Origin of the sequence: Mycolicibacterium austroafricanum (genome assembly GCF_902705885.1) — a bacterium.
GTDB lineage: Bacteria > Actinomycetota > Actinomycetes > Mycobacteriales > Mycobacteriaceae > Mycobacterium > Mycobacterium vanbaalenii_A.
In genome coordinates this window covers 179,467-195,261 of sequence record NZ_CACSIP010000045.1, presented here as the reverse complement: position 1 = coordinate 195,261, position 15,795 = coordinate 179,467, and the positions used below count along the sequence as shown (strand labels likewise).

The following is a 15,795-nucleotide window of genomic DNA, read 5'->3' as shown; positions in this document are numbered from 1 at the left end:
GGTCACCTTTACAAAGGTGTGGCTATCCTCAGCGACCAAAGCCGGTTAGCCTGCCTTTCGACCCGAACAAGGAGGTTCTACATGAGGCGGCTATCTGCCCTGCCACTTTCGGCGCTGGCGCTGGGGCTGGCGCTTGCCGGCTGTTCCAGCTCCGGCACCGACACCACAGCGACCGAGACCGGCACCGCGAGCGAGACCAGTGAGACGAGCGCATCCCCGGCCGCCCCGGCCGACCCGCTGGTCACCCAAGCCGCCGAGGAATACCAGGCGTATGCCGTCGACCAGACGAACCAGCTGGTGACAGTGGTCAAGACGTTCACCGACGCCGTCCGGGCCGGCGATCTTCAAGCCGCACAGGCGGCATATGCGCCGTCACGTGTGCCGTGGGAGCGCATCGAGCCGCTGGCCGGACTGGTCGAAGAGATCGACGGTCTCGTGGATGCCCGCGTCGACGACTTCGCCGGCGTGGACGACCCGGCCTTCACCGGGTGGCACCGCCTCGAGTACCTGCTGTTCGACCAGAACACCACCGACGGCGGTGCGCCGTTCGCCGACCAGCTCGATGCGGACATCGCCACGCTCAACGAGCAGATGCCGACGCTGGAGGTGGCGCCCAGTGATGTCGCGGTGGGCGCGGCCGAGCTGATCGAAGAGGTCTCCGAGGGCAAGATCACCGGCGAGGAGAACCGCTACGCCAAGACCGACCTGTGGGACTTCAACGCAAACATCGAGGGTTCGCAGGCCGCGATCGAGGAACTGACCCCGGCGCTGCAGCAGGCCGATCCCGCGCTGCTTGAACAGATCAACGCGGGCTTCGCCGAGGTCAATTCGACGCTCGAGCCGCTGCGTCAGGGTGATGGATGGGTGCTGTACTGCACCGAGAACGACCAGTACCCGTCGCCGCGCTGCCCTGAGGTCACCGTCGACCAGCAGACCATCGACACCCTCAAGGCCCAGCTGGCCGGACTGTCGGAAAATGTCTCGCAGGTCGCCGGGGTGCTGAACCTGCAGTGACGAAGGAGTCTCCGCGCTCCGGCATCAGCCGCCGCAATTTTGTCACCGGGGCCCTGGGCACCGGCGCGGCGGTTGGTGTCGGCGCAGCGATCGCCGGGTGCTCGTCGCCGGAGGGGGAGCCGGTAGCGGGCCCTCCGGACCCGCGCTACGTGCAGTTCGAAGGCCCGCACCAGGCGGGGATCACCGCGATCCCGGTTCCGATGCAGGGGCTGATGGCGGCCTTCACCGTCATCGCGGACAGCAGGGAACGCCTCGCCGACACGCTGGCCGAACTCACAGACGAGATCCGCGGGTTGATGGCGGGCCGCCCGCCCGAACAGCGCGGACCGGCCTATCCACCGGTCGATTCGGGCATCCTGGGCGAAGAACCACCGCCGGACGACTTGTCGGTGGTGGTCAGCGTCGGGGCGTCGCTGTTCGACGACCGGTTCGGCCTCGCCGACCGCAAGCCCAAAGAGTTGGTGCAGATGCCGTTTCTGGCCAATGACCGGCTGGATCCCACGCTGTCCCACGGCGACCTGCTGATCACCATGGAGGCCGGGCACATCGACACGCTGCAGTTCGCGCTGCGCCAGTTGATGCGACGCACCCGCCGCCACCTGGTGCTGCACTGGATGATGGACGGCTACGCGCGCGGTGCGGGCGTGGCATCACACGCCACCACTCCGCGAAACCTGTTGGGATTCAAGGATGGAACGGCCAACCTGGACAGCGAGGACCAGGCCCTGATGGACCGCTACGTCTGGGTCGGACCCGAGGACGGTGAACCCGACTGGGCGGTGGGCGGCTCGTACCAGGCGGTGCGGATCATCCGGATGTTCGTCGAGTTCTGGGACCGCACCAGACTGGTCGAGCAGGAGCAGATCTTCGGTCGCGAGAAGATCAGCGGCGCGCCGTTGGGGATGACCGACGAGTTCGCCGAGCCCGACTACGCCGAGGATCCGGACGGTGACCGCATTCCGCTCGATGCCCACATCCGGCTGGCCAATCCGCGCACTGCCGAAACCGAGGACAGCCTGATCCTGCGCCGTGGGTTCTCGTATGTGCGCAGTTTCGACGGCGCCGGCCGGCTGGATCAGGGGCTGGCCTTCGTCTCCTATCAGCGCAGCCTGGAGCGCGGCTTCCTGGCGGTGCAGAACCGCCTCACCGGCGAACCGCTGGAGGAGTACATCATGCCGGTCGGCGGCGGGTTCTTCTTCGCACTGCCGGGAGTCGAGGGGCCCGACCGGTTCCTGGGCGAATCGCTGGTGAGCTGATCCGGCGGCGACTGCCCGGCGGCGCCCGCTGTGGCGTCAGCAAATGAACACCCGAAACCGACCCCGGGGTCAGACCGATGTCCGCGGACGCGTGGCAGCATGGACGGTGACCACAGTGGGTTGAGGAGTCCGGTGACGCGGGTGCGTTGGCTACAGGCGATGGCCGTGATCGGCGCGACAGCGCTGCTCCTGGCTTCCAGCTGTTCCTGGCAGCTCGGCACCCCCATCCCGGAGGGGGTGCCGCCGCCTCCCGGTGATGCGGTGCCGCAGATCGACACCTCGGCCGCCGGTCGGCCCGCCGATCAGCTGCACGCCTGGGCCGCCGAGCGGGCACCGGGACTGGGGATCCCGGTCACGGCGCTGGAGGCGTACGCCTACGCCGCCCGGGTGGCCGAGGTGGAGAACCCCGACTGTCACCTGTCGTGGACGACGCTGGCGGGCATCGGTCAGGTGGAGAGCCACCACGGCACCTACCGGGGCGCGAACATCGCCGCCAACGGCGACATCTCCCCGCCGATCCGGGGTGTTCTGCTGGACGGGACCGGCGGCAACCTCGAGATCCTGGACAACGAGGCGGTGAGCCACGACGGCGACGAGTCCTATGCCCGTGCGATGGGGCCGATGCAGTTCATCCCGGAGACCTGGCGGCTCTACGGGGTCGACGCGAACAACGACGGCGACGTCAACGCCGACAACATCGACGATGCGGCGCTGTCGGCGGCGGGCTATCTGTGCTGGCGGGGCAAGGACCTGGCGACGCCGCGCGGTTGGATGGAGGCGCTGCGCGCCTACAACTACTCCGACCAGTACGCCCGGACCGTCCGGGACTGGGCGACTGCCTACGCCAACGGACATTCACTCTGAGCACACCAGCCGACGGCCCACGCTCTAGGCTCAAGACCGAGCCTTTTCGAGAGTTGTCTTTCCGAGAGCCCGTTTTCGCCCCGAGACCAAGGAGACCACAATGCCCATCATCGAGCAGGTCGGAGCCCGCGAGATCCTCGATTCCCGGGGCAACCCGACAGTCGAGGTCGAGGTGGGCCTGCTGGACGGCACCGTTGCGCGCGCCGCGGTCCCGTCGGGAGCCTCCACCGGCGAGCACGAGGCGGTGGAACTGCGCGACGGCGGGTCCCGTTACCTCGGCAAGGGCGTGGAGAAGGCGGTCGAGGCGGTGCTTGACGAGATCGCCCCAGCGGTGATCGGGCTGGGCGCCGACGAGCAGCGTCTGGTCGATCAGGCACTGTTGGACCTCGACGGCACCCCCGACAAGTCGCGGCTGGGAGCCAACGCGATCCTCGGTGTGTCGCTGGCGGTCGCCAAGGCCGCGGCGCAGTCCGCCGAGTTGCCGTTGTTCCGCTACATCGGCGGGCCGAACGCGCACATTCTGCCGGTGCCGATGATGAACATCATCAACGGCGGTGCGCATGCCGACACCGGTGTCGACGTCCAGGAGTTCATGATCGCCCCGATCGGCGCGCCGAGCTTCAAGGAGGCGCTGCGCTGGGGCGCCGAGGTCTACCACGCACTCAAGTCGGTGCTCAAGCAGCAGGGCCTGGCGACGGGCCTGGGCGACGAGGGTGGTTTCGCGCCGGATCTGCCGGGAACCAGCGCGGCGCTGGACCTGATCGGCACGGCGATCGAGTCCGCCGGGTTGAAGATCGGTACGGACGTGGCGCTGGCGCTCGATGTGGCGGCCACCGAGTTCCACACCGAGGGCACCGGCTATGCGTTCGAGAAGCAGACCCGCACCGCCGAGCAGATGACCGCGTTCTACGAGGAGTTGCTCAACGGCTACCCGCTGGTGTCCATCGAGGATCCGCTGTCGGAGGATGACTGGGACGGCTGGGTGACGCTGACCACCGCCATCGGTGACAAGGTGCAGATCGTCGGTGACGACCTGTTCGTCACGAACCCCGAGCGTCTCGAGGACGGAATCGAGCGTGGCGCCGCCAATGCGCTGCTGGTGAAGGTGAACCAGATCGGCACGCTGACCGAGACGCTCGACGCGGTGGCGCTGGCCCACAACAGCGGTTACCGCACCATGATGAGCCATCGCAGTGGCGAAACCGAGGACACCACCATCGCCGATCTGGCGGTGGCGGTCGGCAGCGGCCAGATCAAGACGGGCGCGCCGGCCCGCAGCGAACGGGTCGCCAAGTACAACCAGTTGCTGCGCATCGAGGAGGAGCTCGGTGACGCCGCCCGGTACGCGGGTGACCTGGCGTTCCCGCGATTCAATCCGGAGACCAAATAGCCCGTGCCCGAAGCGAAACGGCCCGACCCGCGACGGCGGAGCTCGGGGGACGCCAGGAGCAAGAAGGCTCCCGCGTCCCGGCCGGGCAAGTCCGGTGACGGTGGGCGGGCCAAGCCGCGGGCGAGCGCGTCGCCGCGCCGCGACGTTCGCGGCAGCGAGGCGCGGCCGGGTAAGCAGGTCGCCGAAGTCACCGAGGCTCCCGACAGCGTCGCCACCGGTGAGTCGATCCGGGAGTCGATCGCGGCCGCCGCGGAGCGGGCGTCCGAGCAGCGCTTCGGTTCGGCCGCTCGGCGGGCCGCCATTCTCGCGGCGGTGGTGTGCGTGCTGACCCTGACGATCGCCGGGCCGGTGCGGACGTACTTCGCGCAACGCACCGAGATGAAACAACTCCAGGCGTCTGAAGCCCAACTGCGCGAACAGATCGCCGCGCTCGAGGAGCAGAAGGCCAAGCTCGCCGATCCGGTGTTCATCGCCGCGCAGGCCCGGGAGCGGCTGGGTTTCGTGATGCCCGGTGAGATCCCGTACCAGGTGCAGCTTCCCCCTGGTGCCGCGCAACCCGGCGCGCCGTCGGATGAGCTCGCCGAGGTGAACAGCGGTGACCCCTGGTACACCGCGCTGTGGGGCACCATCGCCGATGCGCCGCAAGGCATTCCGCCGACGGCGCCCCCGGCTCCGCCCGGTGCGCCCGGCGCCCCCGAACCCGTCGCGCCCAGTGCGCCCCCGCCCGGTGGTTGAGCGCGCCGATCTCGACGCCGTCGCGCGCCAGTTGGGCCGCGAACCCCGGGGCGTACTCGAGATCGCCTACTTCTGCCCCAACGGGGAGCCCGCGGTGGTGAAGACCGCGCCGAAACTGCCTGACGGGACGCCGTTTCCGACGTTGTACTACCTGACCCACCCGGTGCTCACGGCGGCCGCCAGCCGGCTCGAGTCGTCGGGATTGATGCGGGACATGACCGAGCGGCTGGCGCAGGATCCCGAGTTGGCCGCCGCCTACCGTCGGGCACACGAGTCCTATCTGGCGGAACGCGATGCGATCGAAACGTTGGGCACCACGTTCTCCGGCGGCGGTATGCCCGACCGGGTCAAGTGCCTGCACGTGGTGATCGCCCACTCATTGGCGAAGGGACCGGGCGTGAACCCGTTCGGTGACGAGGCGCTGGCGATACTGGCGGCGGAACCCGCGATGGCCGGGATCCTGGACAAGGAGCGTTGGACAACATGAATCGTGTCGCCGCCATCGACTGCGGGACCAACTCGATCCGGCTACTCATTGCAGATATAGCCGACACAGCCGAGGGCCGGCTCACGGACGTACATCGTGAGATGCGGATCGTGCGCCTCGGTCAGGGCGTCGACGCGACGGGCCAGTTCGCACCTGACGCACTGGCACGCACGCACGCCGCGCTGGCCGAGTACGCCGAGTTGATGCGCCGCCACGATGTGGCGGCGGTGCGGATGGTGGCGACGTCGGCGGCCCGCGACGTCTCCAACCGCGACACGTTCTTCGCCATGACCTCGGAGGTGCTCGGCGCGGTGGTACCCGGTGCGGTGGCCGAGGTGATCACCGGCGCCGAGGAGGCCGCGCTGTCGTTCCACGGCGCGATCGGTGAATTGGATTCCACCGAAGCGCCTTTCGTGGTGGTCGATCTCGGCGGCGGTTCCACCGAGGTGGTGTTGGGGTCCGATGAGGTGGTGGCCGGCTACTCGGCCGACGTGGGCTGTGTCCGTCTCACCGAGCGCTGCCTGCACTCCGATCCACCCACCGAGGACGAGATCGCCGCCGCCCGAGCGGTGGTGCGCGAGGCCCTCGACGAGGCGCTGCGGCTGGTCCCGGTGGAGCGGGCCCGCACCTGGGTGGGGGTCGCCGGCACCATGACGACGCTGGCCGCTCTCGCGCACCGGATGACCACCTACGATCCGGACTCGATCCATCTGTCCCGGGTCGGGTTCGACGATCTGCTGGCGGTGTGTGCAGAGCTGCTGTCGATGACGCGTCAGCAGCGGGCGGTGCTCGGACCGATGCACGAGGGCCGCGTCGACGTGATCGGCGGGGGAGCGATCGTGGTGCAGGAGCTGGCGGCCGTGTTGGGTGAGCGGGCGGACATCAAGGAGTTGGTGGTCAGCGAGCACGACATCCTCGACGGCATCGCGCTGTCCATCGGCTGAGGCCCGTCCCCCTCCGCCGGAACGGTATTCCAGCAGGTCCGAACTCGCCCTTTTCCTGCACAGGTGCAGTCTGGTCGTGCTGGCTAGGTCGCGGTGCGCATCCTCGACCGGCGTTTGGTCGGGTCGTGCTGCCCGGCCAGGGTGACCGCCAGCAACACCATCACCGCGCCGAGACCCATGTGCAGCCACTGGTCGGCGCCGTTGAGGGGGAGAACATGGGCGCGGCTGCCGTGTTCGACGAAAATCCCGTAGAGCCACAACGCCAGATAGACCGCCCCACCGACCAGCAGGTAGGCCCGCGCGCCCGCATACGAGCGGGCCAGGAAGTAGCCGGCGGCGCCGATCAACAGGTGCAGGATGTTCTGCAGGGCCGACACCGCGAAGACGCCGAAAAGCATGGCATCAGAACGCTGCCCGAGCCAGGTGAGTTGGTCGAGATTCGTTGTCACACCCGGGATGAAACCCAGCAAGCCGATCGCCGTCAGCGTGGTCGCCACGATGACGGCTGCGCCCTGGACGGCCATGTACTTCGGCGCGGACATCTGGCCGCCTCCTCCCGCACGGAGATATTGACGTGCGTGCTGAGGAAGTACCCAGGTGCGGCGGGAAGTGAACCTGGCTCAGGTCCGCAGAATCGGTGTGAGCGCGTCGAGCACCGCGGGGTCCTCGATGGTCGACGGCACCGGCTCGTCACGGCCCGCGGCGAGCGCCCGCATCGTCTTGCGCAGGATCTTGCCCGACCGAGTCTTCGGCAGTGCCGGCACGACGTCGACGAGCTTGAGCGAGGCGACCGCGCCGATCTCGGCACGGACCAGCTGGACGAGCTCCTCGGCGAGTCCCTCGGTCGGTGCGCCGGCCTTGACGACGACCAGACCTCGCGGCGCCTGCCCTTTGATCTCGTCGGCGATGCCGATCACCGCGCATTCGGCCACCGACGGGTGCGTGGCGAGGACTTCTTCGATCGCGCCGGTGGACAGGCGGTGGCCTGCCACGTTGATGACGTCGTCGATGCGGCCCATGACGAACAGGTAGCCGTCCTCGTCGAAGTGGCCGCCGTCGCCGGTCAGGTAGTAGCCGGGGTGTTCGGACAGGTAGGAGGCCTCGAACCGGTTCTCGGCGTTCCACAGCGTGGGTAGCGTGCCGGGCGGCAGCGGCAGCCGGATGCAGATGGCGCCCTCCTCGCCGACGTCGCAGCCGTGGCCGTCGTCGTGCAGGATGTGCACGTCGTAGCCGGGCATCGGGACCGTGGGCGAGCCGGCCTTGAGCGGAAGCGCTTCGGTGCCCATCGGATTGGCGGCGATCGGCCAGCCGGTCTCGGTCTGCCACCAGTGGTCGATCACGGGGATGCCGAGCTTGTCGGAGGCCCAGTGGTAGGTGTCGGGGTCGAGTCGTTCGCCGGCCAGGAACAGATACTTCAACGCCGACAGGTCGTAGTCGGCCAGGTAGCGGCCGTCCGGGTCTTCCTTGCGGATGGCCCGGATTGCGGTCGGCGCGGTGAACAGTGCCTTCACCCCGTGCTCGGCGGCCACCCGCCAGAACGCGCCGGGGTCGGGGGTGCCGACCGGCTTGCCCTCGTAGAGCACCGTCGTCGCACCCACCAGCAGCGGCGCGTAGACGATGTAGGAGTGGCCGACGACCCAGCCCACGTCGGAGGCCGCCCAGAACACGTCGCCGGCGGCGATGTCGTAGATGTGGCCCATGCTCCATGCCAGCGCCACCGCGTGCCCGCCGTTGTCGCGGACGATGCCTTTCGGTTTGCCGGTGGTCCCGGAGGTGTAGAGCACGTAGAGCGGGTCGGTGGCGGCGACGGGCACCGCCTCGGCGGGCGTCGCGTCCGCCATCACGTCGTCCCAGTCCAGGTCGCGGCCCTCGGTCAGTTCACAGTGGCACCGATCCCGCTGCACCACAACACAATTCTTCGGCGGGTGGGACACCATCGCGATCGCGGCGTCGAGCATCGGCTTGTACTCGATGATCCGGGACGGTTCGATTCCGCAGGATGCGGACACCACCACCGTCGGCCGGACGTCGTCGATGCGTACCGCCAGTTCGTGCGGGGCGAAACCCCCGAAGACCACCGAATGCACCGCGCCCAGTCGGGCACAGGCCAGCATGGCGATCACGGCCTCGGGGATCATCGGCATGTAGATGACCACGCGGTCGCCCTTGCCGACCCCCAGCGCCCGCAACGCCCCGGCGAACCGGGCGGTCTGGTCGAGCAACTCGGCGTAGGTGTAGCTGCGCTTGGTGTCGGTGACCGCCGAGTCGTAGATCAGCGCGGCCTGGGTGCCGCGGCCGTTCTCGACGTGGCGGTCCAGCGCGTTGGCGCAGGTGTTGAGTTCGGCGTCGGGAAACCAGCGGTAGAACGGCGGGCGGCTGTCGTCCAGGATCCGCTGCGGTTCCCGGGTCCAGGTGATGGCGGTCGCCGCCTCACCCCAGAAGGCGGCGGGATCGTTGATGCTGGCGTCGAAGAGGTCGCGATACCCGGGCATACCCAGAACGGTAAACCCTTCGGATTAGTCTCAGGGCCATGACGAACCAACCCCCGCCGATCGGTGAGGTGCGCAGAAGCTTTGTCACTGCCCGTGGGGTCCGATTCCACGTGACCGAGGCCGGGCCGCCGGACGGCCGACCGGTGCTGGCGCTGCACGGCTGGCCCCAGCATCACTGGGTCTACCGGGATCTGCTGGCCGACCCGCCTCCTGGAATGCGCATCATCGCGCCCGACCTGCCCGGCTACGGATGGTCGGGTCCGCCACCGCACCGCTGGGCCAAGGAGGACGTGGTCAGCGACCTGATCGCGCTGCTCGACGCCCTCGGTCTGGAACGGGTGCTGCTCGTCGGGCACGATTGGGGCGGCTTCCTGGGCCACCTGCTGGTGTTGCGGGTGCCCGAGCGCATCGAGGGATACCTCGCGTTGAACATCGCCCATCCCTGGGTGCCGCCGAAGGTGATGGCTCGGCACGCCTGGCGGTTCATGCTGTATCAGCCGTTGATCGCCACCGCCGGGGTTCGCGTGCAGACACGCACGTCGTTCCTCGACCGGGTCTATGCGAAGGCCTCGGAGATCGACCCGCAGACCGCGCGGGTGTACACCGACCGCTTCCGGGATCCGGTGGTGGCCCGTACCGCGCGCGACACCTACCGGACGTTCCTGTTCCGGGAGATCCCGCGGATGACCCGCTCCGGTGAGCGGCGGCGGGCCACGGTGCCGATCCGGGTGCTGTTCGGCAAGAACGACACGGCGATCGCACCGGCGCTGGCCGCCGTGGAGACGGCCCGCGCCGACGACTACACGCTGGAGACGGTCGACGCCGGTCACTTCATCGTCGATGAACGCCCCGAGCTGGTGCGTGCCAAGCTGATCGCGCTGGCCGCCGAGGTCCCGGCCGGCTGAGCGCCTATTTTGCCGCCGCGCCTACGCCTGGAAGCGGTAGCCCATGCCGGCTTCGGTGAGCAGGTGTACCGGGTGTGACGGGTCGGCCTCGAGCTTGCGCCGCAACTGCGCCAGGTACACCCGCAGGTAGTGGGTCTCTTTGGCGTAGGCGGGTCCCCACACCTCCTTGAGCAGTTCCTCGCGGCCGACGAGCTTTCCCCGGTTGCGCACCAGCATCTCGAGCATGCCCCACTCGGTCGGGGTCAGGTGCACCTCCGCGCCGTTGCGGGTGACTGACTTGGCGGCCAGGTCGACGGTGAACGACGACGTTTCGACGACGGGTTCGTCGGTGTCGGCGGCCGCGGCCGCACGGCGCACCGCGGCACGTAGCCGAGCCAGGAACTCGTCCATGCCGAAGGGTTTGGTGACGTAGTCGTCGGCGCCGGCGTCGAGCGCCTCGACCTTGTCGGCCGAGTCGCTGCGGGCGGACAACACGATGACGGGCGCCGAGAGCCAGCCCCGCAAGCCGCCCAGGACGTCGATGCCGGACATGTCGGGCAGTCCGAGATCGAGCACCACCACGTCGGGGCGGTGGTCGGTGGCGGCCCGCAGTCCGTCGCTCCCGCTGGTGGCGGTGTCGACCTCATAACCGCGCACCGACAGGTTGATGCGCAGCGCCCGCAGTATCTGCGGTTCGTCGTCGATGACGAGCACCCGGGTCTTCACCGCGGGCGACGGTGTCGAGGTCACTGCGCACCGCCGAGCATGTCACCGAGGTGCCGGCGCAGCTCATCTCGGAGGCGGCGGGAATCTGGCGGTCTCACCCCGTCCATCATCCACCGTCCAAGACCGGACTCGGCCCGACGACTCGCCAGGGGCTACTCAGCGTTGGCCCCTTCGCCAACGCTTGGAACGTCGATCCCAGATCAGAAACGCACAGGCGAAGGCCTGGCCGCCGATCAGCAGTCCGAGAATGACGTAGTCGTGCCATGTTTGCAGGCCCCACTCGTCCATCGTGACCTCCCACGGGTTGTCGATTCCGACCGTTCTGTCAGAGGCGATCAAGCGCCAGATTCAGCAGCAGCACGTTGACAGCGGGCTCTCCGAGGAAGCCGAGGCTGCGGCCCTCGGTGTTCTGCTCGATCAACCTCTCGAGCAGTTCGACGGACAGATCGCGGGCGGCGGCGACCCGAGGCGCCTGCAGCATGGCGTTCGCCACCGAGATGGCCGGATCCAGCCCAGAACCCGAACCGGTGACGGCGTCGACCGGAACGAGAGTCTGGGGATCGAGGTCGTTGTCGGATCGGTATTGCTCGACACGGTCGGCAACGGTCTGCAGGAACTCCTCGTTTGTCGGCCCCAGGTTGGAACCGGAACTCGACAAACTGTCGTACCCGTCGACGGCGTCGGACGGACGCGGATGAAAGTACCGCGGTTGGGTGAACTGCTGGCCGATCTGAGCCGAACCGACGATTCTCCCGTCCTGTTCGATGAGCGAGCCGTTGGCCTTGTCGCGCAACAAGAGTTGACCGACACCGGTCACCAGCAGCGGATACCCGATCCCGGTGATCACGGTGAAAACGACGAGCATCAGTAGTGCGGGAAGGAACTGGCGACGCATCAGGACACTCCCAGGAAGACGATCAGCAGATCGATGAGTTTGATACCGATGAAGGGCACGATGAGTCCGCCGACGCCGTAGATGGCCAGATTCCGTCGCAGCAACGCCGATGCGGTTTCGGCGCGGAAACGCACACCTCGCAGCGCCAGCGGGATCAGCACGACGATCACCAGCGCGTTGAAGATCACCGCAGACAGGATGGCCGAGCGCGGCGAGTGCAGCCCCATGATGTTGAGCGTGTCGAGGACCGGGAACAGCCCGGCGAACATCGCGGGAATGATCGCGAAGTATTTGGCCACGTCGTTGGCGATCGAGAAGGTGGTCAGAGCACCGCGGGTGATCAGCAGCTGCTTGCCGATCTCGACCACCTCGATGAGCTTGGTCGGGTCGGAATCGAGATCGACCATGTTGCCGGCCTCGCGGGCGGCCTGCGTCCCGGTGTTCATCGCCACCCCGACGTCGGCCTGCGCCAGAGCCGGGGCATCGTTGGTGCCGTCCCCGGTCATCGCGACGAGCCGGCCGCCTTGCTGCTCGCGCTTGATCAGGGCAAGTTTGTCCTCCGGTGTGGCTTCGGCCAAGAAGTCGTCGACGCCGGCCTCCTCGGCGATCGCCTTGGCGGTGGCCGGGTTGTCTCCGGTGATCATCACGGTGCGGATGCTCATCCGGCGCATCTCGTCGAAGCGCTCACGCATCCCTTCTTTGACGATGTCCTTGAGGTGGACGACGCCGATCGCGCGCGCCACGCCGCCCTCGGCCAACTCAGCGACGACCAGCGGGGTACCGCCGCCCGAGCTGATGCCGTCGACGACCGCGCCGACGTCCTCGGTCGGGTGGCCGCCGTTGTCGCGGACCCACTTCATCACCGCCGACGCAGCGCCCTTGCGGATCTGGCGTCGGCCGCCGGTTTCGGCGAGATCCACCCCGGACATCCGGGTCTCGGCGGTGAAAGGCACGAACGTCGCGTGGGGCATCACGCCTTCGTCGCGGGCACGCAAGTCGAACTGCTTTTTGGCCAGCACCACGATCGATCGACCTTCAGGTGTCTGATCCGCCAGACTCGCCAGTTGGGCCGCGTCCGCGACCTGACGTTCGTCCACCCCGCGCACCGGGACGAACTCCGTGGCCTGCCGATTACCGAGGGTGATGGTGCCGGTTTTGTCGAGCAGCAGCGTGTTCACGTCCCCGGCCGCCTCCACCGCGCGGCCGGAGGTGGCCAGCACGTTGTGTTGCACGAGCCGGTCCATTCCCGCGATGCCGATCGCTGACAGCAGCGCGCCGATGGTCGTGGGGATCAGGCACACCAGCAGAGCCACCAGCACGATCAGCTGCTGACCCTCGCCGGAGTACATCGCGAACGGCTGCAGTGTGACCACGGCGAGCAGGAAGATGATCGTGAGGCCCGCCAGCAGGATGTTCAGAGCGATTTCGTTCGGTGTCTTCTGTCGAGCGGCTCCTTCGACAAGGGCGATCATCCGGTCCAGAAATGTGTCGCCCTGCCGGGCAGAGATTCTGACGACGATGTGGTCGGACAGCACAACCGTGCCACCCGTGACCGCGGAACGGTCACCGCCGGATTCCCGGATCACCGGGGCCGATTCGCCGGTGATGGCGGATTCGTCGACGGTGGCGATGCCGTCGATGATCTCCCCGTCGGAGGGGATCGTGTCGCCGGCCGACACCTCGACCACGTCGCCGATGTCCAACTGTGAGGACGGAACCGACTCCAGGTCGCCCGAGGCCGTGCGCCGGTTGGCCATCGTGTCGGAACGGACCTTGCGCAGCGTGGCTGCCTGTGCCTTGCCCCGGCCTTCGGCCATCGCTTCGGCGAAGTTGGCGAACAGAACGGTGAACCACAGGAAGGCGGTGACCAGACCGTTGAAGACGTTCTGCTGGGCACTCACGGATATCAGGTCGCGCAGGAACACCACGGTTGTCACCGCACTGCCGACCAGGACGACGAACATGACGGGATTGCGGGCCTGGACCCTGGGATCGAGCTTTCGGGCGCTGTCGATCAACGCCGACCGCATGATCGCCGGATCGAACAGTGACCTTGTGGCCAAACGCATCTGGGGTGCCTGAGCGTTCTCCGAGGAGACCGGCGGGGTGAGGGTCTTCATGCTTTTTGGAGTCTCCTAGATGGACAGTTGCTCGACGATCGGACCCAACGCCAACGCAGGGAAGAACGTCAATCCGCCGACGATCAGCACGATTCCGATGACCAGCCCGACGAACAACGGCTTGTGCGTGGGAAAGGATGCGGCGGTGACGGGGGTCGCGCCCTTGCGCACCATCGAACCGGCGATAGCGAGTACGGGAATGATCAGTAGGAATCTGCCGACGAGCATCGCCAGCCCGATGGTGATGTCATACCACCACGTCGACGCGGTCAATCCCGCGAACGCCGATCCGTTGTTGTTGGCCCCCGAGGCGAAAGCGTAGAGAACTTCCGAGAGGCCATGCGGTCCAGAGTTGTTCAGCGACTCCAGAGCGCTCGGTATGAGCACTGACGCCGCGGCGAAACTCAGCAGCGCGATCGGCATGGCGAGCAGGTAGAGGGTCACCAGCTTCATCTCGGTGGCCTGGATCTTCTTGCCGAGATACTCCGGCGTTCGACCCACCATCAAACCGGCGATGAACACCGACAGGATCGCCATGATGAGCAGGCCGTTGAGGCCGACGCCGACACCGCCGGGGCTGACCTCACCGAGCATCATGTGGGACAGCGGAATCATCCCGCCCAGTGGGGTGTAACTGTCGTGCATCGAGTTGACCGAGCCGTTGGACGTCCCGGTCGTCGTGGCAGCCCACAGCCCAGACGCGCCGGTGCCGAAGCGCACTTCCTTGCCCTCCATGTTGCCGCCGGACTGATAACCGGTCGTCTCCTGCGTCACCCCCAGCGCGGTGAGGGCTGGATTTCCGTTGCCTTCGAAGGACATCGCGGCCACCGACATCCCGGACCAGATGATCGCCATGATCGCCAACACAGCGAAGCCCTGGCGGCGGTCTGCGACCATCCGCCCGAAGGTGAAAGCCAAAGCGAACGGGATGATCGCGATGCTCCAGGTCTCGATGAGATTTCCCAGGGCGGTGTAGTTCTCGAACGGGTGCGCTGAGTTCACGTTGAAGAATCCGCCACCGTTGGTCCCGAGTTGCTTGATCGCGATCTGGCTGGCAGCGGGCCCCCCGGGAAGGTACTGGGCGGCGCCCTCGACAGTTTGGGCGGCGGTGAACCCTTGCAGGTTCTGGATGACACCCTGGCTGATCAACAGGATCGCCACCACGAACGACAGCGGCAGCATGATCCGAACGACGGTGCGGGTCAGATCCACCCAAAAGTTGCCGAGGGTCTGGCCACGCCTGCGCGCCAGCCCCCGAATCAGTGCCGCCATCACGCACATCCCCACCGAGGCCGAGACGAAGTTCTGCACCGTGAGCCCAGACATCTGAGTCAGGTGACTCAGCGTGGTCTCGCCGCCGTAGGATTGCCAGTTCGTGTTGCTCATGAAGCTGACCGCGGCGTTGAACGCGACGTGATCGGTCACCGCCGGCATGTCGGTGGGATTGAAGGGCAGCAGCGCCTGCAACCGCATGATGCCGTAGAGCACCAGAAACGAAACCGCGCTGAACGCCAGAACGGCGAATGTGTAAGTGGTCCAACGCTGCTCACACGCAGGGTCGATGCGACAGATCCGGAAGACGAGCCGTTCGACCGGGGCGAAGATCCGATCGAACGGCGCCTTGCGGTCGTCGTCACCGTAGATGCGCGCAATGTAGATGCCCAGCGGCGGCGCGGTGAGCCCGAGCACCACGACCAACGCGGCGAACTGAGCCCAGGTCGGAATGGACATCAAAACCTCTCGGGGAACAGCAGTGCAGCGACCAGAAACGCCATCAGCGCCACAGCCACGACCAGACCGGCGACGTTGTCAACCAGGCTCATCAGGCCGGGTCCGCCTCTCGCGTCGGCTCGGCCGTCGGCTCGCCGATGTCGTCGCTGCGGATGATTCGTTCGCAACCGCGGACGTACAACACGCACAAGCCAAAAAAGGCCAGCACAATCAGCACCAACACCAGGTCGGCCATCGGGGTCCTCTCGATCCACGCG

General features: G+C 67.4%; 17 protein-coding genes. 8 read left to right on the top strand and 9 right to left on the bottom strand.

What is annotated here, in order from left to right; all coding sequences use genetic code 11:
• Positions 1-81: 81 nt before the first annotated feature.
• From efeO to BEMPMBAN_RS25945, 7 genes are all read left to right on the top strand, one after another.
• Positions 82-1,014 (top strand): iron uptake system protein EfeO, encoded by a 933-nt coding sequence (efeO, locus tag BEMPMBAN_RS25975; RefSeq protein ID WP_159234403.1) that lies wholly within the window; start codon positions 82-84, stop codon positions 1,012-1,014.
• Positions 1,011-2,270, top strand: a complete 1,260-nt coding sequence (locus BEMPMBAN_RS25970) for a Dyp-type peroxidase (protein ID WP_159234400.1) — start codon at positions 1,011-1,013, stop codon at positions 2,268-2,270. Before efeO ends, BEMPMBAN_RS25970 begins: the two co-directional genes overlap by 4 nt.
• Positions 2,271-2,402: 132 nt before the next feature.
• A complete protein-coding gene (locus BEMPMBAN_RS25965) occupies positions 2,403-3,134 on the top strand; it encodes a lytic transglycosylase domain-containing protein (protein ID WP_159234398.1) in 732 nt (243 codons plus the stop codon).
• A 100-nt stretch (positions 3,135-3,234) separates the two neighbouring features.
• A complete protein-coding gene (gene eno / locus BEMPMBAN_RS25960) occupies positions 3,235-4,524 on the top strand; it encodes a phosphopyruvate hydratase (protein ID WP_159234397.1) in 1,290 nt (429 codons plus the stop codon).
• Positions 4,525-4,527: 3 nt separating this feature from the next.
• On the top strand, positions 4,528-5,259 hold the full coding sequence (locus BEMPMBAN_RS25955; protein ID WP_159234396.1) for an FtsB family cell division protein: 732 nt from the start codon (positions 4,528-4,530) through the stop codon (positions 5,257-5,259).
• The gene (locus BEMPMBAN_RS25950) at positions 5,252-5,746 is read left to right on the top strand and encodes a DUF501 domain-containing protein (RefSeq protein ID WP_159234395.1); all 495 of its coding nucleotides are present in this window, start codon (positions 5,252-5,254) and stop codon (positions 5,744-5,746) included. Before BEMPMBAN_RS25955 ends, BEMPMBAN_RS25950 begins: the two co-directional genes overlap by 8 nt.
• Positions 5,743-6,690, top strand: coding sequence for a Ppx/GppA phosphatase family protein (locus BEMPMBAN_RS25945; protein ID WP_159234394.1), 948 nt, complete (start codon positions 5,743-5,745; stop codon positions 6,688-6,690). Before BEMPMBAN_RS25950 ends, BEMPMBAN_RS25945 begins: the two co-directional genes overlap by 4 nt.
• Before the next feature lie 83 nt (positions 6,691-6,773).
• Here the strand turns inward: BEMPMBAN_RS25945 and BEMPMBAN_RS25940 are convergent, their stop codons facing one another.
• Both BEMPMBAN_RS25940 and BEMPMBAN_RS25935 read right to left on the bottom strand, forming a co-directional pair.
• Entirely contained in the window at positions 6,774-7,232 is a 459-nt protein-coding gene (locus tag BEMPMBAN_RS25940) for a DUF4383 domain-containing protein (RefSeq protein WP_159234393.1), read from the bottom strand.
• Positions 7,233-7,310: 78 nt separating this feature from the next.
• Positions 7,311-9,182 (bottom strand): propionyl-CoA synthetase, encoded by a 1,872-nt coding sequence (locus BEMPMBAN_RS25935; RefSeq protein WP_159234391.1) that lies wholly within the window; start codon positions 9,180-9,182, stop codon positions 7,311-7,313.
• Between the two features lie 38 nt (positions 9,183-9,220).
• Between BEMPMBAN_RS25935 and BEMPMBAN_RS25930 the strand changes: the two genes are divergently transcribed.
• The gene (locus tag BEMPMBAN_RS25930; protein ID WP_159234389.1) at positions 9,221-10,087 is read left to right on the top strand and encodes an alpha/beta fold hydrolase; all 867 of its coding nucleotides are present in this window, start codon (positions 9,221-9,223) and stop codon (positions 10,085-10,087) included.
• Between the two features lie 21 nt (positions 10,088-10,108).
• Here the strand turns inward: BEMPMBAN_RS25930 and BEMPMBAN_RS25925 are convergent, their stop codons facing one another.
• The 7 genes from BEMPMBAN_RS25925 to BEMPMBAN_RS25895 all read right to left on the bottom strand — a co-directional run bounded on the left by BEMPMBAN_RS25925 (position 10,109) and on the right by BEMPMBAN_RS25895 (position 15,773).
• Positions 10,109-10,816 (bottom strand): response regulator, encoded by a 708-nt coding sequence (locus BEMPMBAN_RS25925; RefSeq protein WP_272952252.1) that lies wholly within the window; start codon positions 10,814-10,816, stop codon positions 10,109-10,111.
• 132 nt (positions 10,817-10,948) lie between these two features.
• The gene (locus BEMPMBAN_RS25920) at positions 10,949-11,131 is read right to left on the bottom strand and encodes a hypothetical protein (protein ID WP_159234387.1); all 183 of its coding nucleotides are present in this window, start codon (positions 11,129-11,131) and stop codon (positions 10,949-10,951) included.
• Positions 11,118-11,687, bottom strand: a complete 570-nt coding sequence (kdpC, locus tag BEMPMBAN_RS25915) for a K(+)-transporting ATPase subunit C (RefSeq protein ID WP_159234385.1) — start codon at positions 11,685-11,687, stop codon at positions 11,118-11,120. Before kdpC ends, BEMPMBAN_RS25920 begins: the two co-directional genes overlap by 14 nt.
• The gene (kdpB, locus tag BEMPMBAN_RS25910; protein ID WP_159234383.1) at positions 11,687-13,807 is read right to left on the bottom strand and encodes a potassium-transporting ATPase subunit KdpB; all 2,121 of its coding nucleotides are present in this window, start codon (positions 13,805-13,807) and stop codon (positions 11,687-11,689) included. The genes kdpC and kdpB overlap by 1 nt, the downstream gene beginning before the upstream one ends.
• A 15-nt stretch (positions 13,808-13,822) precedes the next feature.
• A complete protein-coding gene (gene kdpA, locus BEMPMBAN_RS25905; RefSeq protein WP_159234381.1) occupies positions 13,823-15,538 on the bottom strand; it encodes a potassium-transporting ATPase subunit KdpA in 1,716 nt (571 codons plus the stop codon).
• Positions 15,538-15,630 carry a K(+)-transporting ATPase subunit F gene (gene kdpF / locus BEMPMBAN_RS25900; RefSeq protein WP_159234379.1) on the bottom strand — a complete coding sequence of 31 codons (93 nt, stop codon included), beginning with the start codon at positions 15,628-15,630 and terminating at the stop codon, positions 15,538-15,540. The genes kdpA and kdpF overlap by 1 nt, the downstream gene beginning before the upstream one ends.
• Entirely contained in the window at positions 15,630-15,773 is a 144-nt protein-coding gene (locus BEMPMBAN_RS25895) for a potassium transporter Trk (protein WP_159234377.1), read from the bottom strand. Before BEMPMBAN_RS25895 ends, kdpF begins: the two co-directional genes overlap by 1 nt.
• Positions 15,774-15,795: the final 22 nt, after the last annotated feature.